The following is a 16361-nucleotide window of genomic DNA, read 5'->3' as shown; positions in this document are numbered from 1 at the left end:
AGGAGTAGCTGTTCTCAGTTGGATGCAACGGAGGTCAGATCGGTTTGTTCAATGCCTTCGTTGCTTCCCAGTCTAGCTTCCCGGCCACATCAACGTTATTTACGGCTGTGCCGACCCTGTACCACTCAAAATCGGTGGCCGGCCGCGAATACTTGCTGGCTAGGTATATCGCCTCGTCGCGTTCGAGCCATGGTTCCAACCATCGCATGGCGTGCTCCGGGGTGAACACAACCGGGCGTAGATCACCCGGGTCAAGCAGGCCGGCGGCGCCGGCATCAGCAATGATTGCGCAGCCTCTTTCAACTGTTTGCGCCTTTTCTGGGACATAGTTGGTGACAGCGGCCAAAAACATTGGCTGATCATCCTTCAAGCGGATATACCAAGGCAATCGATTGGTGTTGTCGCCTGTCCATTCGTACCAACCGTTTATCGGGATGAGCACGCGGCCGGACATCCACATGTGGCGGTAGTAGAGGCCCAGTACGGCCCGTTCAATTAAAACACATGGCTCAATCGGTTCGCGCCGTTCCACCGCTCTAGGTGATCTGTAGCCCCAACGTATGGGATCGCACTTTAATTTTCCTTGGTACAGTCGGTGGAACATCCTGATGCCACGACCAGGTGCGATATTAAACTGTGGGAGTGTGTCGCCGCCTTGCCACTCTTGAAAAACGATCGGGACTTTCAGTGCCGTGACAAACTCCATTCGCGTGCTGTGTTGGACGATTCTGACGCACATGCTTACTTCTTTCTATTTTTTTGTTGACGTTCGGCCCAGACGACGGCTTCCGCGCAACCAAACAAATCGAACGTCTTTCCTGCGGCATGTCCGTACTTGGTCTCCGTTGGATTTTGACCAAAAATGTATCGGTGTCCTGGAGGGGCGTCATACGCGTACAACAGCGTGTCGTTGATGATCACCGACTCTTCACGCATCAAAGCCATGATGAGGTTGTGGCGCGTTTGCGTATCGAGAGGCGTGACACATCGCATCGTCGCCACCACTCTCCAATCCTTTTCTGGGCCCATGATTTCTTCCTCAAATAAGTGAGGGCTGATCGGTCTGGCGAGTTTTGGGCGGCCTCGGTGCCGGCCGCGCCGCCATGAGCTCAGCGGGGTACAGCTGCAGGTATGAGCGAGCACGCTCGGGGTCGGTGCTTTCCAGCCAGTCGTCGTATTCGGATTCTGGCACGATCACCAGTGACCGCTTTTCGTCTTCCGGTTTGTGGAAGCTTTTCATCAAAGGGTGTGCATCCGCATTGATTGTGATTTGTGTGAACGAGTGCGAGGTGCTGCCATCCGGCTCATCCCATGAACGCCAGAGCCCTGCAACAGCAAACGTCGAGTCGTCAGCCATGCCGATGCGCCAACGTTCGTGCTTGCCATCTTCCCATCGCGGTTCGTAGAAAGCTTCCATCGGGACGAGGCAGAGTTGCGCCTGGCGCCACGGCTTCGCATAGGCGCGACGCTCACCGATGGTCTCGGCACGGGCGTTCAATGTCGTGATTCGTGGCCCGCCGGGAGGGAGGTGGCGCTTCGGCACCATGCCGTAGCTGGCTAGTATCATTTCCCGGCCGGATTCGCTGCGGCGGATGATCGGGGCGTCGTAGTCCTGCCATGTTTCTTCGGGCCAGGTCAGATCGATTGCACGGGGGACGTGCATCGAGTCGAAAAATTGGATTTCTGGTGGTCGGTAGTTGACGCACATATGTCCGCCTTTGGCTGTATGAATGTACAGTATATGCAGTTTGCGAAATCAGGCAAGAGCCGCACGCAATAGACAATGTTCGTGAGTTTCTGCGTCTGTTTGGGAGTATTGCCGTAAAGTATTGACAAAAAATTACAGCGGTTCGAATATCCGCAAGGTTTCTCCGATATTCTCGGTGAATAAATTGAAGACTGTAATTTGTGGTGTGGATTTGAACAGCGGGTTGATGTCGAATTGCAACGAATGCAAGCGGATGACCAACCATGTGGTCATTGCTTCGGCAAGGGTCGGGTTGCACAAGTTCGCGGGATAGTCGGGAGCGCAGTCGCTGTATCCTCATATTAATGGGCCGTCCGGCCCGACGTGTGCAACTTCAGGGGATCATTGGCAACGTGTCATAGGCGAATCAATTGCGCAATATCTTGGTTTCCCGAGTCACTGATTGGCGCACATTTGCGCCATCTGCAGTGCGATATTGCCTCGTTAAGGTCGATGTGTAGGATAGAAAGAATAGTAGGACTCTTTGGCTTGCTCCCACGCGACCATCAGTTCTGTGCGATGCTTGGTCACCCAAGCGGACAAATGTGGTTCGTAAGGTGTCGTGTCCGTCAGGCTCCTGCCTGTTTCAATTTCATACTCCAGGTGGGTAGCGCCGCCGCTGATAGTCGCCGTTGGCGTTTCGTCTGGCCCGTGACAAAAGACAAGTGCCTTCGTGTAGCCTAGCGGGTGATGTGGTTTTACAATCATCAACAGTTCACTCAAGGCTTCGCTGGAAGGGGAGAAGAATCCTAGATCCTCGAATGCCCGTCTGGCATTTTTTTCGAAGTCAACCGGATAATATGCGCCGTCGTTGCCTCGGAATTCCACTGCTGTGATGAAACTGGCCGATATTGGCATGAACGAAATCCACCAAGTCTTCTCTTTAGTGGGAAGAGTTTTCATCAATTCAATGACCCGTTTTGTGTCGGTGTTCGCGGCATCGATGTAACAGCTGACGCCAGTCCATTTCGCGAACTGTTTATTGGCAAACCGGGCGCAGTAATCTGTAAATGGCTGAAGTAGATACATTTCTTTGTCAGGTATGTCGAACGTCAAACGAACTTTCGTTTTGTCCTGTGTTTTGTTATTTTTAATCTTCTGGCCTTGCATTTTTTCTACGTGATTTCTATTGCTCTCGGTCATCACTTCGGCTCCAGTCAAGAGGCCGTGTCCCTCAGGGTTTGGGTCAGTGGTAAGCCAAACCACCGGACGTATAGGGCCTTGCGGCGTGCTCATATGTCCAACGGAAAGATTTGAGATCAAGATGTAGTCAGCTAGAGCTGCTGCGGTGTAGTGATATAGGCGCATAAATTTCGATTGGCGGTTGGAAAGATTGTTTATTTGCAATCGTATCATATGAGCAAGCCAATCGAGATGCGCTACTCGGACACCGTCGCACTCAAGTGGTTGAGTCCAGGGAAGAACCGGGGGAAGAATTTGGGGATTCCAAGGGAACGATTAGCGTAGCGCCATAGAGGAAACTATCCCCCGATACCTCCTGATTCCCCCATCTATTTGGTTCGAGTCCAATCGTGCCTACCAGTATTCTCGACGTTTGCGGGGGTTCTGGGTTTTTTTTGGGTTTTTTCCAAAAGAAATTGTTGTGAAAACGTCGTTAGCAAATCATGAATGGAAGCGCAGTACGGCTTCCATTTTTGCTTTTTCTCTTCCGCGATCTGCGGCATCAATCCACTTGGCATAGACTGTAAATAGCATTTTGGCATTCGCATGGCCAAGCTGTCTAGCAATGTAAGCCGGATTTACGCCGGCCATTAGCGCGGTCGTCGCATAGGTGTGCCGGGTCTGATAGGCCCGCCTGGCTCGTATCCCCAATTTTTTTAGACATGGCTTCCAGTAATGGTCCCGTTGTGACCGCTCGTCGTGCCATGGCCTGCCTGTGACAGGGTTTTCAAAGATCTCCGCTCGTTTCATATAAGTAAACCGTTTTTGGGCTTGAAGCATATTCATGGCCCGATCAACCAGGTCGACGTCGCGGACCTCACTTGTTTTCAAATCCTTGAGGCCGCCCTTGAACGTCTTTGCTCGCGAAACGCAAATGGTCCGATTGTTCCAGTCGATATCGTCCCAGCGCAGCGCAATTATTTCTTCCGGACGCATTCCAGTCAGGAAAGCGAAAATGAAATAATGAGCAACTTGTAGATCGAATCGCTCAGTCATATCGGCAAGAATGCGCTCCATCTCCACAATGGTTAGTGGATCGGGCGGCGTTTTCTGATGCTTTGAATTCTCAATGCCCTCAATCGGATTGACCACGTTCCGCATATCACGACCAGCGAGATTGAAGGTACCACGCAGCGGAATCAAGTAGTTATTGCACAGTTTCGCCGATGGCCATGGATGACCACCGACAGCAGCGGCGATTTTTCCGTGCGTAATAAGGTTGATTCGCGTGTTGGCGCCAAACTTTCCCTTCCAGAACTCCAGTGCGTTTTTGTACTGCGAGAGAGTTGCATCCGCCAGTCTTCCTTTGGTTTCTAGATACAATTCACAAGCGTCAGCGAAAGTAGGCGTGTCGGTCGCGCTCTCTGTCGCATGTGGTGAGTTTGGAAAAGTGGCGGTGTAGTCGAACGTCCCAACTGAAATTTTTGATTTTATTTCTGCGACCAGGCGCTCAGCGTACTTAATATTCGCTGGCGTTGGTAGTAAATCCAGTTTCTCGCGACGCTGCTTCCCTTGCCAGATGAAAACGACGCGGATGCTCTTTTCTCGAAGCTCTACGCCCCTTGCTCTACCCATTTGTAATATTCCTCAACATTCATTGTTATGTGCCCATCCGGCGCACGCCGGTAGTGCTTGCCTTCAATCCAAATACCGTCTTCGATTTTCCGCCGCACTGCCTTGTCGGTGTAGCCAGTGATGGAGCAAAATACGGGAATTAGCGTGTAGCGGATATTTGCCGCAACAGTACTCATGATTTTTTCCCCGCTATAGAAGGCTGCATGGCGATATCAATAGCTGCCCTGGGAGTGTCGAAAACACCAGGCTGCGTTTCATCAATATTCGGCCAATGTAGCCAGAAACCTCTTTTGGCCTCGCCAGACACCGTTTTCCCACCATGAAGGACAACGGCTTTCTGATCGATCAGATAGTCAAGTCGCTGTGTATCCAGCAGATCACCGTAAATGGGGCGAGCCCCAGGTTGCTTGATAGGCGTTACCGTCTTTTTGGTGACCTTGGTTTTGCCAGCAGACCTTGCCGTCTCTAAGTGTCCAGCGAGTACTTTCCCAGCGCCGCCGCCGTGCTTCTTTACGACTTCAAGGGCCACATGAGCTGCAACCTCTTTGCGCGCAACCATGCCTTGTACGTCGCTGTTGGACTCAGCCAATGTCAGCATTTGCGAAACGTAATTCGCGGATTTGCCAACCTTTGACGCTACTTCTTGATTTGTCCAGCCGAACCCGATCAATTTGCGATACTGCAAGCCTTGTTCTAGAGGCGTAAGCGGCTTACCCTGCGCACTTGTGAGCATGTGGGCGATGCGCTCGGCGTCATTGCCGCGGAACTGACGCGCATCGATCCGCAAGATTTCAAAGCCCTCGGCAATCAGCTGCAGGATTGCTGTGAGGCGATGGTGGCCGTCGACCAGGATGATGCGGCCGTCTTCAACACGAACAACTAACGCGTCCAGCTCAGCGCCGGCCTTGATGGATGCCTTGATCGAATCGACATGCTCTTGATCGATAGGGCGACCGTTGAATCCAGGTTCAATTTCGATGATCCGTGGATCAACCTGGAATCTAGTTGTTTTCTGTACGCCGTCGGCTTTGCGTTCCGCAAGCACTTTGAGTGATACGGCGCCTAATACGTTTTCATTCATTTTTAGTTGTCCTTATTCTTGGTCGTGAATTTCAATTCTTTTTAGAATCGAATAATGCTCATTGTTTGCAGTTTCGGCGGGCTTGGGCCATGTTAGGATTGCCAATTTGCAAATAGTGAGATTTAGATGCCAGCATATAAATACAACGGATACATTTACTTCCCCTCAGCGGTATTTTTGGAAGGGGAATGGCACGCAATGATTAGAATTGCGCAGCCATTACCTGTCGATGGAGAAAAAATAATTGAAGAAGAATTTCCCGATTTATGCGATGGATTTAGCACGAGCAAAGAGGCTTTTGCGGCAGCACATACCGTAGCTAAGCAATTAATTGATCGCGTCGCGCCTGGGCTGAATTGGTAAGCTAGTGTCGGAAAGCGAAATTAGACCTCGATGCCTGCCAGCGTCTTGATTTCCTTGGTGGACATGCCGGTCGCCTCGTGCAGCTTCACCAGCAACGTGGAGCCAAGCGGTTGCACCTCATTGCGCACTTTGCTGATGACTGGCGGCGCGACTTCGATTGCGCGGGAAAGAGCCGCATCATTCTTTAGCTGCAGCAGCTCCAGTACGGTATCGAGCATGTGAGCGACGGAGTTCGTTGATTCGTTGGTGTTCATAGCGGTCCTTATAAGTAGATTTATTGAATTTGGGGTGTCGGTTCGGTTACTGCATCTTCTGTTCGCCGCGGCGGTTCGCCTGGTGCGTTCGCCATGCTTCAATCGTCGCCTGTGCGGCGACCATCTTCCAGCGGTGCACTTCATCCAGTTCAATTGCCGCGCGCATGGCCTCCAGGTGCGCTATGTATTCGGGACTGGAGTAGGCGTCGCGCTCCTGCGCTGTGAGGGTCTTCTCGGAACTGGCGGCCATGCAGTTGGCCTTGATAGTTTTCCGAAACTCCTCCATGTAGATGCGGTTGGCGCGGGAGATCGCGGCTTCCCCGGCCTGAAAGCGCAGGAAGTCGAGAGCTTTCTGAGCGGCTTCGTCGCTGAAGTGGTCAATCCTTGTGTCTGTCATGATTTTTTCCTGTTAAAGCGGGATTACTTGCGGCGGGCAGTGATGCCGGCCTGCGGGAAGGCGCGAACGCCATCAATCTTCATGTTCGCTTTCAGCGAGGTCGCCATCTGCTTGATCGGTGTCATGTTCGCTTGCAAGAACGTGATGTATTGAGGATTGGCCGCCACAAACTTGACCAGGGTCAGCAGGTCGGTGACTTCGGCGGTCCAGCGCTCTGAAGTCGACACGCCGGCAATCTTTGGCGCCGCGCTGGCGACGACCGGCGCGGTCATGACGCTGGCGATGGTTTGATTGAGCGTGACGCGTGCGTGGGCTACTTCGGCATCTGCCTGAGCAGTTGCTTGTACCTGATTGGCGGCATGCGCTTCAGCGCTGGCTTTGTTTGCTGCCTCAGTGTCGCCGGCTGCGGTTGCTTCCTCGGCGATCTTTGTCGCGGCTGCCGCTTTCTCTGCTGCGGCCTGAGCTTCACGAACCTTCTGGTCTGCTGCCGCTTGTTGGTCGCGCGCTTCGTTCTCTAGGCGCAAGCGCTCTTGGCGGGCCTGTTCGTCGGCGATGCGCTGGGCTTCGGCAGCTCTTTTCTTCTCTGCCGTCACATAATCGAGCATGAGCTTCTTCAGAAACGCGATGCCGGCTTCGCAGCGTTCGATTGGGCCACGGAACAGGTCCATGACTTCCTTCTTCGATGCATCCATCGGGCGAGTGATCTTGAAGCGCTGCTCGGTCAAGTCGTCAACCTTGCGCTGCAGGTCCGTCAGCTCCTCGACTGCAATCTCATACATGGCCGGCGAATTGATCGTGATTGAATTCGCGACGGCGTTCACGCTATCGGCGACTTTTTCCAATGCTGCCTTCTGAGGCAGAGCGGGTAGGGTGGTGGGGCGAATTTCCTCAACTAATTCCATGCTTATCTTTCCATTTCCGTAAAGTTAAAAGCGATATAAATACTGCAAAATCTGTTGGGTCCGTATAGGGAACCAGCCGGTACGTCCCGTCGGGCCGCAATCCCAGGGCGTAGCGGTCCACGATTGCCGCGCCTTCCAAGTTATGGGTGGCCTGGTAGGCGGCGAGCTGGGGACCTATCACTGGTCCCAACGTCATCATCTTCTTGATGTCGAGGACAGCACGCCGGCCGCGTACTACGCCGGTCCTGTCGGACGTACCGCAGTAGCCGTGGAGCGGGTGATACATGCGCTTCTCGATGGTGTCCGGAACAAAGCCGGTATCGGTGCGAAACTTCTTCCAGCCAGCCAAGTAAGGCAGCATTTCCGGCGCCAGGCTGTCCTCGTCCAGATCGTCTAAGTCGTGCAACTCGGTCATGCGGTGGACTGCCTGACCGAGCAGTCGGGCGCGCTCCAATGCTTCCGGCGGCACCATTGCGTAATTCACCAGGGGGCTAAGAATCTGCGTCACGCTCGGAACAACCTCGCCGTGCCAGCGATATACGTGGCTTGGTTCGTCGAAAGTAAGCATCAGGCCGCCGGGTTCTTGATCCAGGCCAGAACGTCATTGAAATTGCCATTCGTGATATCGGCTATGGCAAAGCCAAACTGCCTTTGGATGTCGTTCGAGCTCAGAGCGGCTGTTTCCAGTTTCATCTTGAGGTAGTCGAACTGCGCTTCGGAAAGCGGCGACTCGTTCTTCGGCTCTTGCAGCGGCAGCTCGTCTCTTTTGGGCGGTTCGACGCTTTCAGCCGCTATGGCCGGTTCTACCGCTTTTGCCGACTTGGATTGCGGCATCTTGGGAGGTGCAACCGGAAGGTCGGCGTTTGCGAAAGCTTGTTCCGGTGTCGTGTCGCCTTCTTTAATAGCCGTCAGGATGCCGCGTAAGGTCACGAGCTTTTCAAGGCCAATGTCATCAGTGCCGGACACGCCCAAGGTTGAGCAGATCTGTTCTTGCGTCACTCCGTAGGACTGAAACGCCTTGATGGCATCGGCGCGCCGATTCGCCAGGGTCTTGAAGTCGCCCATGACCGTGGCACGCGCCGCGTCGTACATATCAGCCCAGAATGCCTTCGGGACGCCTTTCAGAATGGCATTGCGGAGCGCGATAGAGCAGGCCGCGTTCGCCGTGACGCCGATCATGTCAGCGTTGTAGCGCTTCCCGCGGCTGTCTGTAATACGCCGCTGCACCTCGTAGGTGATAGCAACGTTCTTTTCCAAATCATGGAAAACACCCTGTGTCGTCACAAACTCGCCTTGGTCACTAACGACGCGGGCGCCGGCGCGGCTATTGCCCCAGGCCGACGCGATCACTTCGGCAAAGCGAGCGCTCGGGCCTTCGATGGTTTTTCCTGCGCGGGGCAGGGAATAGATGCATTCTCCGGCCACCTTTTCAGTCAACGTCACCATTTGCATGGCTTCGTCGCGAAATTTCTTAATAGAGCGAGGAAACTTGTGTGCGGTCGTGACCTGCTGTTCGATTTCAGACTTGTTCAGCAGCGCAATCGTGCCGCTTTCGATCGTCATGATGTCTTGGACTTCCATATGATTACCCTCAATGTGTGAATTTGTGACGCCAGGGCGTCGTGGAGCGAATGGCGCGATTAATAGCTGCGCTGTAGTTCGGTATGGCACGCGCGGCGAAACGCCAATCTGCTGTTCTCATCATCCGGCCAGCCATCGGCATCGCAAAGGTCGACCCGCTGCGCCTCTATATCCGCGTCGATCTCTTCTTGAGTGGGAGCTGCGTAGTTGCCGGCATTGCTTGCCATGCTGTTTGCAAGGCCGAGCATAGTGATGAAGGCAAATGCGCCGAGAATGTCTTGTAGAAAATTCTTGATGCCATGCCCAGAGATTCGAATTTCATTTGTTGTCCCATCCTTCATGTGGCGGCTCCATATATTTTCAATAGTTGTTTAAACAAATTACAACCAAAGGTTACATGTTTGTCTTAAGAGATTCAACTAAAAGTTGTAATTATTTTTAAAAAAAGGAAATTTGAGTTTGATGCAGGAAAGAAATTTCAGTTTCCCGAAAGGCATTTTGATGCTGAGTGCGGAGGAAGATAGGAGGGACTTTACCCGCCCAAATCGAGATTTTGGTATGAACATTTCACTTCCATATAGACATTCCTTGTCAATATGTTCAGTACAGCAGCATAATGCTTATGGGCATTAAACGAGGATGGAAGTTGTCGTATGATTAAATTTCAAGGGAATTAAATGCGTATTCGTCATGTTTTCTGCTCAATTTTCGTTATTTTAGGACTTTGGTCCTCTCAAATTGATGCGCAAACGCTCTATACTAAAACGGTATCGCTGCCCCCTCTTCGGATCTCGTTTTCCGATTTGCAGGCAATGTTGGAGAAGAGCAACGTATTATTGAACTCTGCAAATGGCTCAATTTCGACTTTGCGTGAAGAAGTAGTTTTGGGAGCCAATAATCTTCGGGTTCATATTGATGGTCACAAGCTTGATCCATCTGGCGCAAAAATCCCCAAATACATCGATTTCTTTTCTTATAGTTACGTGGCTAAGGGCGATGCGCCTATCTCCAGCGTTTCGCTTGATCTTGCAGATTACGATAGAACGTTGTCAGTTCAAGGGCAATCGCCTGACCAGGTGGATGCGTTGGCGGCTGCTCTCGGTCAAGATTTAACTGCTCTTTCAACCCCTATTGGCGGAGCGGCGATTAAATCCCTTCTTGGATTTTCACTATATACAATATTGTTATGGGTGGGAGTAGGCTTTAGTTTCCATTGGTTCTATACACGGCGGAACATTTTTTTGCTGCCACCTTTTGCCACAATTGGCATATATGTTGTGACGCGGATCGTACCTTTTGATCAATTGCTTGCAGGATTTTCTGCGACTGACGGAGACCCCGCATTTATTGTCAGATACGGTGCCCAGATAGGATTTTGGGTAGGCGTTGGTCCCATTGCCTTTTCATTTCTCTGGTATCTCATTAGGACTTTCAGATCAAAGAAAATAGCAGTGGTCGACAAGGAGGGATAGTCAGAAATTATCGGAAATTTTGGAGCCCAGCTGTTGGATTATGCTGATTTTTCCCCGCATTTTGCATCCAATATCTCTCATTACGTCAAACAACATTTCGATTCATACAGCACTCTATGAATAGACGATTATTTGCAATTGGTTTTTTTGTGATTGCTTTATTTGCAGTTTTAATAAATCTTGGGATTAGATACAACTTAAGTAAGTCCGATTGGGCAGCTTGGGTGCAAGCAATAGGATCTATTGGCGCAATTCTCGCTGCAGTTGGAGTAGTTCAATTTCAGCACATACAGCAGGCCCGCTTGGCAGCTGAAGCGAAACGTTTGGAGCGCCGGGGGCGACTAAATGCACTTATGGCAATATTTACCACGATATGTGAAATCGTTGACGATTGTGCAAGCATGGTTCATAAAGAAAATATCGTGTGGCCATTGCAAGCTGAGCGCCTGCTAGAAGCCAAGAAATTATTGGGTTCAATTCCTATTTTCGAACTACCTGACCATGTGGTTGTGCTACGGATCTCACAAATTTCAGAAGCATTACAAAGAGCAAAGGTAGTGGCTGAAGCTCTTAAAACAAACCGGAATGAAAAGATTCGGGAAATGGTCAAGAAAACGATAGGATATAGTTCCGTAATTTGTAGCCATGGTATCGCTGACGTTACAATTTTATTGTCCAAATGTAGCACCGCAAGCGAAATCGAAAAAGATCTTGCGGCCTATGAACAGATTAACGAGAACGCAAAATTAGCAGATGAAGTTTGGGCCGAGCTACGATCTGAAAAACAGACTAATTCGGAACCAACAGCAGAAAATTGAGATAATCCGCCGCAGGAACTCGCCGGCCGGAGAGAACCCCACAGCACAGCTGTTGGGCCGTCCAGTTAGCTGTAGATGTGTTGGTATATCACTAAGTTGGCTTAGTACGTCTTGCGTCACGGCGCTCTTTCGCTAGGCGAAGCCGCTCCGGTTCAGTGTAAATACGCTCTAGCAGGACTGAAGTAAAGTCAACCAAATCGCTGGCATCCTCTTCAGTTAAATTTCCCGTATGCGCGCCATCGTTCCCATCTTCTTTTATACAAGAGGACAGTTCTTTGAGTGAGTCAGGAAGTCGGCCCGATTCGAACAACCATGGCAAACGTAACCCAAGATCCCTACGGGTTCTTGCGTTTAGGCCTGCTACATCCTCATTGGGTAACATTGAGCGCGTTGCCAGGTCGACGCATAAGCGGAATATAGTTCCAGCCGCGTTGTAGCAACCAACTGCCAAACAGGTCGCGCCCTCTTGAAATACAGCCTCGATGTTTTTTGGCAAAAACTCTGGAGGGAATACAGACGCGCTATCTTTCAAGCTGACGTGTCCCTTGATGTCAACAAAGTTGTTCAGGGATTCTTCAACTTTTAGCAACCCGACCTTGTGCGCGTGCTGATAGTCGCTCTCGGCTCTATCACTCAACACAAAAATCGCGGTGCGACCGCAGTTTCTGCAAATTCCGAATGCCTCATACCAGTTTTGCCAGCCGTAATCGATTCGAATTACCTTGGAGCTGTTACGTCAAAGGTAATGTGCTGTGATGCACATCGAGGGCAATTCGCGACTAAATCTGCCATTAAAGTGTCCTTATTCTGCGAGACCCGATAGGGTGTGCCAGAGCAGGCGAAGCTAGTACAGGCTAAATATTCTCTCTTTGCAAAAGAACAACTTTTCCAAGAATTATGCAGGTGCCAGTATTACATTCTTGTCGGGAATAGCGACGTTGGTCAGGATTGTCCGAGGATAAAAACCATCGTCCAAAATCACGTGCCATACGTTTTATTACACCTTCGCCTTCATAATTGACCGCAAAAGTTTCGCCATTTTTGGGTGTTATATCAGCAGTATTAATAACTACGGTGTCGCCGTCAGACATCGTGGGCTCCATGCTGTCGCCTTTGACGTCGATAGCGATTAATTTGTCTGGGGAGTAGCCCTTCTTAATTAGCCACTCACGGCGAAAACTTATTGGGCGGCCGAAATCTTCGGCCAACTCAGCGGTGAAGCCAGTTATCCCTGCAGATAATTTCAACTTTACTTTCCTTATCTCGACGTGGTCTTGGTTGTCTGGATCGAACGCGACTACGTCTTTGTAATTTTTTGGTAGTGCCTGTGCCACTGTTTCGCCGAATTTTAGGGACGCAGGGGACATCCCTAAAAATTGTGCGGCCAACTCAAGATTCTTCCCTCTGGGCTCGGATTCTCCCGCAACCCATTTCTGTACCGCCTGAGGGCTAACACCGACGTACCGAGCCATCTCGGACTGATTCCCGCCGTTCTTCCTCTCAAGCGCGTCTGCAATTCTGTTGGCCATTTTGTTCATTCCGCGAGATTACAAGCAAACGTTGTAATGCGCACTGCAAATATAAGTTGTAATTACGTGCTTGCTTCTGTAACCTATGGTTGTAAAAATGTATGGGCGCAATTATGGAAATTGGAATCAATAAAGCCGTGCGAGTCGCCGGTAGTCAAACGGCGCTTGGCAAGCTATTGGGCGTGAGTCCTCAAGCAGTTCAAAAATGGGTGGGGATGGGGGTTGTGCCACCTCGTCGTTGCCGAGAAATCGAAGAAAAGCTCTTCGGTGCTGTGACTCGCTACGAGTTAAACGAAGGAGCCTTTGGTCCACCAGAAAACAGCTCTGTGAGCGTTCTTTCATCTCTTCGATGAACAAATAGTACAGAACTCACAGTGCAACAAAAACCACCATAAAGAAGGAAAGTAGGGATGAATTTACGTCAATCGTATTTAGGCATGATCAAGGCATTCTCAGGGGGATGGGACGCGATGTGTGGCGCCCTCGGGTACTCGCGGGATGCGTTGGAAAATCGTATATACGAAAAGAAGGGGCAGTCGCTATGGGTTGAGACTGCATTGCAGATGCAGTCATTGTCGGGAACGACACTGTTCGCAGAAGCGGTCGCGACTGCAAGCGGCGGTGTATTCGTGACGCTGCCGGCGTCGAGCGAAGTCGATAACGAAGCGCTGCTGAGCAAGTTCAATAAGCTGCACAGTCAGATCGGCTTGTTGTCCCGTCGCTTCAACGAGGCAACGGAGGACGGCGAGATCGACAAGCGCGAGCGTGCTGACCTAGCCGCGATTGGCGATGAAATCCATCGGCATACCCAAGAGCTGCTGGCGCTGACCTTCCGCATCTACTGTCGCGGCGAGGAAGGAAAGGTGGCAGCGTGAGCGAACCGATTGTATCTATCGCCGGCATCATCCAGCATGCGCATGAAGCGGCGGAGCAGGGCAGGCCGGCATCAGCGTGTCGCTATCCGTTTCATTCCGAGGCTGCTGAGCGTTGGCACGTTGCGTATCACGCGCGCCAGAAGGAACTCCGTGAAATGGCGGTTGCATGATTCCTGTGTCTGTAGGTGATCCACGGCATGCGGCTGATCGCTATGCCGAACGCACGGCGAAGATGGTTGTTTTCAATCATGCCCAGCGAGTCTGTAGAGGGGCATGCCGCAAGAGGAAGAGTATCGGGCAGTTCGCGCGCGGGGACGATTTGTGCAGGACGTGCAGGTTGCGTGCATGAAGCGAAGTCCCATGAAGCGTTCGGCGAAGCCAATGCGCCGAACGGCAATGTCCCATGGCCTGACCGGTGTTCTTTCCTCCTCATCCTTTCGACGGTCGAAGCAGCCGAAGCGAATCAAGACCCGCCATAAGCCTTTGACCAAAATACGCGCCTCCGCGCGCGACCAGGAATGTACGCTGCGATTCCCGGGTGTTTGCAACTATCGCACCGACACGACAGTTCTTTGCCATTCCAATTTGCTTGAGGACGGCAAGGGCTACGGCATCAAGGCACCAGATGAGAAGGGGGCCTACGGATGCTGCCGCTGTCATGACGTCCTGGATGGTCGCGCGCGGCGTCCGGAGGGCTTCTCCTATGACTCAATGATTTCCCTATTTAAAGAAGCGGTGGCCCTGACGCGCGCGCAGTTGCGGCATCTAGGTTTGTTGATGGATGACTAATGAGTATTAATTTAATGTCTCTTGCATGGAAGACTGATTTGCCGTCTGGTCGAAAAATGGTGCTGCTTGCGCTGTGCGACAACGCGAACGACCAGGGGGAATGCTACCCATCGGTCGGCGCCATTGCACAGAAGTGCAGCATGGGCGAGCGCACAGTGCAGCAGCACATCACGGATATGGAAGCTGCCGGCATTGTGAGGCGTGGCCTGCGTAACGGGCGCAGTACCGTGTACAAAATAGACCCCCGCAGTTTTAGCACCCCCGCAGAATTCGCACCCCCGCAGATTCGGCACCCCGCGATATCTGCACCCACCCCCGCAGAATCTGCACCCGTACCCCCGCAGATTTCGCACCCTACCCCCGCAGATCTCGCACCCAGAACCATCAAGGAACCATCAATAGAACCATCAAGTAAACGTCAGAGGGCACGCGGTTCCCGCTTGCTCGAAGACTGGACGCTTACGAAGTCGTGGGGAGACTGGGCGCTGGAGATGCATCCGACCTGGACGCCGGAGCATGTCCGCTTGGTGGCCGACAAGTTTCGAGATCACTGGATCTCGCAGCCCGGGCAGCGCGGATGCAAAACCGATTGGCAAGCGACCTGGCGTAATTGGTGCCGCAACGAGAAGCCGCTGATCGCCGGGAAGACCGGCGGGCAGGGTGCATGGTGGGCAACTGACGCGTCCACCATTGCCAAAGGGGCAGAGCTCGGTCTGATGCCCATTGCCGGCGAGTCGATGCCGGCGTTCAAGGGACGGGTGCAGGCTGCCATCGACAACGGCGGGCAAGCGCCACCGCCGCCGCGCAGCAGAATAACCAGGTCTGACCGCGCCGAGGAGGTACGGGGCAAGAAGCCGGAGGGGCTGAATTTGAAAGCGTTGATTAAATCGAAAGGAATGTTGGATGACTGGCCTTGAGCGTACGGAAGTGAAATTGGGGGCGTCGAGCTCTCCGGCGGCTGTAATCAATTTCGTCGTGGACGGCCAGCCGGTGGCGAAAGGCCGCCCGCGCTTTGCTCGCGTAGGGAAGGGCGTCAAGGCATACACGCCGGCCAAGACGGCGACTTACGAGCGGCAGGTGAGCTGGGCGGCGAAGGTGGCGATGCGGGGCACGGCGCCGATGTCTGGTCCGCTTGAGTTGAGTGTGTCTCTGTACATGCAGATTCCCGCCAGTTTCTCCAAAGCCAAGCGGGCGCAGGCCATGGCGGACACATTGCGGCCAACGACCAAGCCGGATCTGGATAACGTGGTGAAGGGCATCAAGGACGCCTGCAACAATATTGTCTGGGGCGATGATTCCCAGGTAGTCCGCATCGTCGCCAGTAAGCACTATGCTGCGCGTCCGTTCGCCGCGGTTGATGTCAAGCCAGTGGAAGGGAGTCTGTAATGGCTGGGACCAAGAAGCCGCGCAAGGCATACAAACCGAGGGGCGCATTCGTGCCGATGATGCGATGCACCCGCAACGACCTGGCGCTGGAACTGAGGTTGGCGATTGAGCTCCTGATTGCCGCGCCAAGTCCGGATGCCTACAACCAGTTATCAAAGATGCTGCTTGCCATGGGAAATGCCGGTGCGCGTGGCGTATTTTTGGAGAGGGCGAACAACACCATGTTGGCTATCTGCGATCGCTTCGATAGGGTCGGCAAGGTTGGCTTGTCTACTGATGAGGCTGCATCGCTGCGTGGTGCCGCCTGCGGGTTGGATGAAATGCTCAGCCACATTCCGATTAACGTATTTAGTGCTGCTGTCGCCGTGGTGACTGCGCAGTGCGTGGAGCTGGGCGTATGACTGAATTGG

26 protein-coding genes are annotated in these 16361 nt (G+C 52.5%); 10 read left to right on the top strand and 16 right to left on the bottom strand.

Features of this window, described 5'->3' with window-relative positions; genetic code table 11:
- Positions 1-34 precede the first annotated feature (34 nt).
- The 8 genes from ACIPF8_RS18885 to ACIPF8_RS18850 all read right to left on the bottom strand — a co-directional run bounded on the left by ACIPF8_RS18885 (position 35) and on the right by ACIPF8_RS18850 (position 5585).
- Positions 35-739, bottom strand: a complete 705-nt coding sequence (locus ACIPF8_RS18885) for an SOS response-associated peptidase family protein (RefSeq protein ID WP_400423918.1) — start codon at positions 737-739, stop codon at positions 35-37.
- Positions 740-741: 2 nt separating this feature from the next.
- Positions 742-1029, bottom strand: a complete 288-nt coding sequence (locus ACIPF8_RS18880) for a hypothetical protein (RefSeq protein ID WP_400423916.1) — start codon at positions 1027-1029, stop codon at positions 742-744.
- A gap of 10 nt (positions 1030-1039) precedes the next feature.
- Positions 1040-1708 (bottom strand): SOS response-associated peptidase, encoded by a 669-nt coding sequence (locus ACIPF8_RS18875; protein WP_400423913.1) that lies wholly within the window; start codon positions 1706-1708, stop codon positions 1040-1042.
- A 132-nt stretch (positions 1709-1840) separates the two neighbouring features.
- On the bottom strand, positions 1841-1981 hold the full coding sequence (locus ACIPF8_RS18870; RefSeq protein ID WP_400423912.1) for a hypothetical protein: 141 nt from the start codon (positions 1979-1981) through the stop codon (positions 1841-1843).
- A gap of 210 nt (positions 1982-2191) precedes the next feature.
- Positions 2192-3103 carry a hypothetical protein gene (locus tag ACIPF8_RS18865; protein ID WP_400423910.1) on the bottom strand — a complete coding sequence of 304 codons (912 nt, stop codon included), beginning with the start codon at positions 3101-3103 and terminating at the stop codon, positions 2192-2194.
- A 267-nt stretch (positions 3104-3370) separates the two neighbouring features.
- Entirely contained in the window at positions 3371-4504 is a 1134-nt protein-coding gene (locus ACIPF8_RS18860) for an Arm DNA-binding domain-containing protein (RefSeq protein WP_400423908.1), read from the bottom strand.
- Entirely contained in the window at positions 4483-4680 is a 198-nt protein-coding gene (locus tag ACIPF8_RS18855; protein WP_400423906.1) for an excisionase, read from the bottom strand. The genes ACIPF8_RS18860 and ACIPF8_RS18855 overlap by 22 nt, the downstream gene beginning before the upstream one ends.
- Complete coding sequence (locus ACIPF8_RS18850) at positions 4677-5585, bottom strand: ParB/RepB/Spo0J family partition protein (RefSeq protein ID WP_400423904.1); 909 nt, start codon at positions 5583-5585, stop codon at positions 4677-4679. The genes ACIPF8_RS18855 and ACIPF8_RS18850 overlap by 4 nt, the downstream gene beginning before the upstream one ends.
- Before the next feature lie 126 nt (positions 5586-5711).
- Between ACIPF8_RS18850 and ACIPF8_RS18845 the strand changes: the two genes are divergently transcribed.
- A complete protein-coding gene (locus tag ACIPF8_RS18845; RefSeq protein ID WP_400423902.1) occupies positions 5712-5948 on the top strand; it encodes a hypothetical protein in 237 nt (78 codons plus the stop codon).
- A 20-nt stretch (positions 5949-5968) separates the two neighbouring features.
- On the opposite strand, the gene ACIPF8_RS18840 is transcribed toward ACIPF8_RS18845, so the two are convergent.
- From ACIPF8_RS18840 to ACIPF8_RS18815, 6 genes are read right to left on the bottom strand one after another with little or no spacing between them, the layout of a single operon-like run.
- A complete protein-coding gene (locus tag ACIPF8_RS18840) occupies positions 5969-6202 on the bottom strand; it encodes a hypothetical protein (RefSeq protein ID WP_400423900.1) in 234 nt (77 codons plus the stop codon).
- 46 nt (positions 6203-6248) lie between these two features.
- Positions 6249-6599 carry a hypothetical protein gene (locus tag ACIPF8_RS18835; RefSeq protein ID WP_254785154.1) on the bottom strand — a complete coding sequence of 117 codons (351 nt, stop codon included), beginning with the start codon at positions 6597-6599 and terminating at the stop codon, positions 6249-6251.
- A 23-nt stretch (positions 6600-6622) separates the two neighbouring features.
- Positions 6623-7501: a hypothetical protein gene (locus ACIPF8_RS18830; RefSeq protein ID WP_400423898.1), complete on the bottom strand. Its 879-nt coding sequence runs from the start codon at positions 7499-7501 to the stop codon at positions 6623-6625.
- Positions 7488-8069: a hypothetical protein gene (locus ACIPF8_RS18825; RefSeq protein ID WP_400423896.1), complete on the bottom strand. Its 582-nt coding sequence runs from the start codon at positions 8067-8069 to the stop codon at positions 7488-7490. Before ACIPF8_RS18825 ends, ACIPF8_RS18830 begins: the two co-directional genes overlap by 14 nt.
- On the bottom strand, positions 8069-9082 hold the full coding sequence (locus ACIPF8_RS18820; protein WP_400423894.1) for a hypothetical protein: 1014 nt from the start codon (positions 9080-9082) through the stop codon (positions 8069-8071). Before ACIPF8_RS18820 ends, ACIPF8_RS18825 begins: the two co-directional genes overlap by 1 nt.
- A gap of 59 nt (positions 9083-9141) precedes the next feature.
- Positions 9142-9423, bottom strand: coding sequence for a hypothetical protein (locus tag ACIPF8_RS18815; protein WP_400423892.1), 282 nt, complete (start codon positions 9421-9423; stop codon positions 9142-9144).
- 336 nt (positions 9424-9759) lie between these two features.
- Between ACIPF8_RS18815 and ACIPF8_RS18810 the strand changes: the two genes are divergently transcribed.
- Positions 9760-10554, top strand: coding sequence for a hypothetical protein (locus ACIPF8_RS18810; protein ID WP_400423890.1), 795 nt, complete (start codon positions 9760-9762; stop codon positions 10552-10554).
- 116 nt (positions 10555-10670) lie between these two features.
- On the top strand, positions 10671-11372 hold the full coding sequence (locus ACIPF8_RS18805; RefSeq protein ID WP_400423888.1) for a hypothetical protein: 702 nt from the start codon (positions 10671-10673) through the stop codon (positions 11370-11372).
- A 91-nt stretch (positions 11373-11463) separates the two neighbouring features.
- Here ACIPF8_RS18805 and ACIPF8_RS18800 read toward each other — a convergent pair whose 3' ends face one another.
- The gene (locus ACIPF8_RS18800) at positions 11464-12009 is read right to left on the bottom strand and encodes a DUF4145 domain-containing protein (RefSeq protein ID WP_400423886.1); all 546 of its coding nucleotides are present in this window, start codon (positions 12007-12009) and stop codon (positions 11464-11466) included.
- A 217-nt stretch (positions 12010-12226) separates the two neighbouring features.
- Positions 12227-12901, bottom strand: a complete 675-nt coding sequence (locus tag ACIPF8_RS18795) for a helix-turn-helix transcriptional regulator (RefSeq protein ID WP_400423885.1) — start codon at positions 12899-12901, stop codon at positions 12227-12229.
- Positions 12902-13014: 113 nt separating this feature from the next.
- Between ACIPF8_RS18795 and ACIPF8_RS18790 the strand changes: the two genes are divergently transcribed.
- From ACIPF8_RS18790 to ACIPF8_RS18760, 7 genes are all read left to right on the top strand, one after another.
- Positions 13015-13254, top strand: coding sequence for a transcriptional regulator (locus ACIPF8_RS18790; protein WP_400423883.1), 240 nt, complete (start codon positions 13015-13017; stop codon positions 13252-13254).
- Positions 13255-13311: 57 nt separating this feature from the next.
- The gene (locus ACIPF8_RS18785; protein WP_400423881.1) at positions 13312-13776 is read left to right on the top strand and encodes a YmfL family putative regulatory protein; all 465 of its coding nucleotides are present in this window, start codon (positions 13312-13314) and stop codon (positions 13774-13776) included.
- Positions 13773-13946: a hypothetical protein gene (locus tag ACIPF8_RS18780; RefSeq protein ID WP_400423879.1), complete on the top strand. Its 174-nt coding sequence runs from the start codon at positions 13773-13775 to the stop codon at positions 13944-13946. The genes ACIPF8_RS18785 and ACIPF8_RS18780 overlap by 4 nt, the downstream gene beginning before the upstream one ends.
- 190 nt (positions 13947-14136) lie before the next feature.
- Positions 14137-14565 carry a nuclease domain-containing protein gene (locus ACIPF8_RS18775; protein WP_400423877.1) on the top strand — a complete coding sequence of 143 codons (429 nt, stop codon included), beginning with the start codon at positions 14137-14139 and terminating at the stop codon, positions 14563-14565.
- Positions 14565-15482, top strand: coding sequence for a helix-turn-helix domain-containing protein (locus ACIPF8_RS18770; protein WP_400423875.1), 918 nt, complete (start codon positions 14565-14567; stop codon positions 15480-15482). Before ACIPF8_RS18775 ends, ACIPF8_RS18770 begins: the two co-directional genes overlap by 1 nt.
- A gap of 10 nt (positions 15483-15492) precedes the next feature.
- Positions 15493-15951, top strand: a complete 459-nt coding sequence (locus tag ACIPF8_RS18765; RefSeq protein WP_400423873.1) for a RusA family crossover junction endodeoxyribonuclease — start codon at positions 15493-15495, stop codon at positions 15949-15951.
- Positions 15951-16352, top strand: a complete 402-nt coding sequence (locus ACIPF8_RS18760) for a hypothetical protein (protein WP_400423871.1) — start codon at positions 15951-15953, stop codon at positions 16350-16352. Before ACIPF8_RS18765 ends, ACIPF8_RS18760 begins: the two co-directional genes overlap by 1 nt.
- Positions 16353-16361 lie beyond the last annotated feature (9 nt).

It is taken from the genome of Collimonas sp. NPDC087041 (assembly GCF_044745265.1).
In the GTDB taxonomy this organism is placed as follows: domain Bacteria; phylum Pseudomonadota; class Gammaproteobacteria; order Burkholderiales; family Burkholderiaceae_D; genus Collimonas.
The sequence above is the reverse complement of the archived record's forward strand: the minus strand, read 5'-3'. Positions and strand labels throughout refer to the sequence as shown.

Bases quoted from the DNA above. Each gene is read 5' to 3' on its own strand.
- ACIPF8_RS18795 (WP_400423885.1), bottom strand. From the start codon at position 12,901: ATGGCCAACAGAATTGCAGACGCGCTTGAGAGGAAGAACGGCGGGAAT.
- ACIPF8_RS18840 (WP_400423900.1), bottom strand. From the start codon at position 6,202: ATGAACACCAACGAATCAACGAACTCCGTCGCTCACATGCTCGATACC.
- ACIPF8_RS18830 (WP_400423898.1), bottom strand. From the start codon at position 7,501: ATGGAATTAGTTGAGGAAATTCGCCCCACCACCCTACCCGCTCTGCCT.
- ACIPF8_RS18775 (WP_400423877.1), top strand. From the start codon at position 14,137: ATGAAGCGTTCGGCGAAGCCAATGCGCCGAACGGCAATGTCCCATGGC.
- ACIPF8_RS18860 (WP_400423908.1), bottom strand. From the start codon at position 4,504: ATGGGTAGAGCAAGGGGCGTAGAGCTTCGAGAAAAGAGCATCCGCGTC.
- ACIPF8_RS18855 (WP_400423906.1), bottom strand. From the start codon at position 4,680: ATGAGTACTGTTGCGGCAAATATCCGCTACACGCTAATTCCCGTATTT.
- ACIPF8_RS18845 (WP_400423902.1), top strand. From the start codon at position 5,712: ATGCCAGCATATAAATACAACGGATACATTTACTTCCCCTCAGCGGTA.
- ACIPF8_RS18885 (WP_400423918.1), bottom strand. From the start codon at position 739: ATGTGCGTCAGAATCGTCCAACACAGCACGCGAATGGAGTTTGTCACG.
- ACIPF8_RS18770 (WP_400423875.1), top strand. From the start codon at position 14,565: ATGAGTATTAATTTAATGTCTCTTGCATGGAAGACTGATTTGCCGTCT.
- ACIPF8_RS18835 (WP_254785154.1), bottom strand. From the start codon at position 6,599: ATGACAGACACAAGGATTGACCACTTCAGCGACGAAGCCGCTCAGAAA.
- ACIPF8_RS18805 (WP_400423888.1), top strand. From the start codon at position 10,671: ATGAATAGACGATTATTTGCAATTGGTTTTTTTGTGATTGCTTTATTT.
- ACIPF8_RS18865 (WP_400423910.1), bottom strand. From the start codon at position 3,103: ATGATACGATTGCAAATAAACAATCTTTCCAACCGCCAATCGAAATTT.
- ACIPF8_RS18790 (WP_400423883.1), top strand. From the start codon at position 13,015: ATGGAAATTGGAATCAATAAAGCCGTGCGAGTCGCCGGTAGTCAAACG.
- ACIPF8_RS18850 (WP_400423904.1), bottom strand. From the start codon at position 5,585: ATGAATGAAAACGTATTAGGCGCCGTATCACTCAAAGTGCTTGCGGAA.
- ACIPF8_RS18870 (WP_400423912.1), bottom strand. From the start codon at position 1,981: ATGACCACATGGTTGGTCATCCGCTTGCATTCGTTGCAATTCGACATC.
- ACIPF8_RS18810 (WP_400423890.1), top strand. From the start codon at position 9,760: ATGCGTATTCGTCATGTTTTCTGCTCAATTTTCGTTATTTTAGGACTT.
- ACIPF8_RS18815 (WP_400423892.1), bottom strand. From the start codon at position 9,423: ATGAAGGATGGGACAACAAATGAAATTCGAATCTCTGGGCATGGCATC.
- ACIPF8_RS18825 (WP_400423896.1), bottom strand. From the start codon at position 8,069: ATGCTTACTTTCGACGAACCAAGCCACGTATATCGCTGGCACGGCGAG.
- ACIPF8_RS18760 (WP_400423871.1), top strand. From the start codon at position 15,951: ATGGCTGGGACCAAGAAGCCGCGCAAGGCATACAAACCGAGGGGCGCA.
- ACIPF8_RS18880 (WP_400423916.1), bottom strand. From the start codon at position 1,029: ATGGGCCCAGAAAAGGATTGGAGAGTGGTGGCGACGATGCGATGTGTC.
- ACIPF8_RS18820 (WP_400423894.1), bottom strand. From the start codon at position 9,082: ATGGAAGTCCAAGACATCATGACGATCGAAAGCGGCACGATTGCGCTG.
- ACIPF8_RS18785 (WP_400423881.1), top strand. From the start codon at position 13,312: ATGAATTTACGTCAATCGTATTTAGGCATGATCAAGGCATTCTCAGGG.
- ACIPF8_RS18875 (WP_400423913.1), bottom strand. From the start codon at position 1,708: ATGTGCGTCAACTACCGACCACCAGAAATCCAATTTTTCGACTCGATG.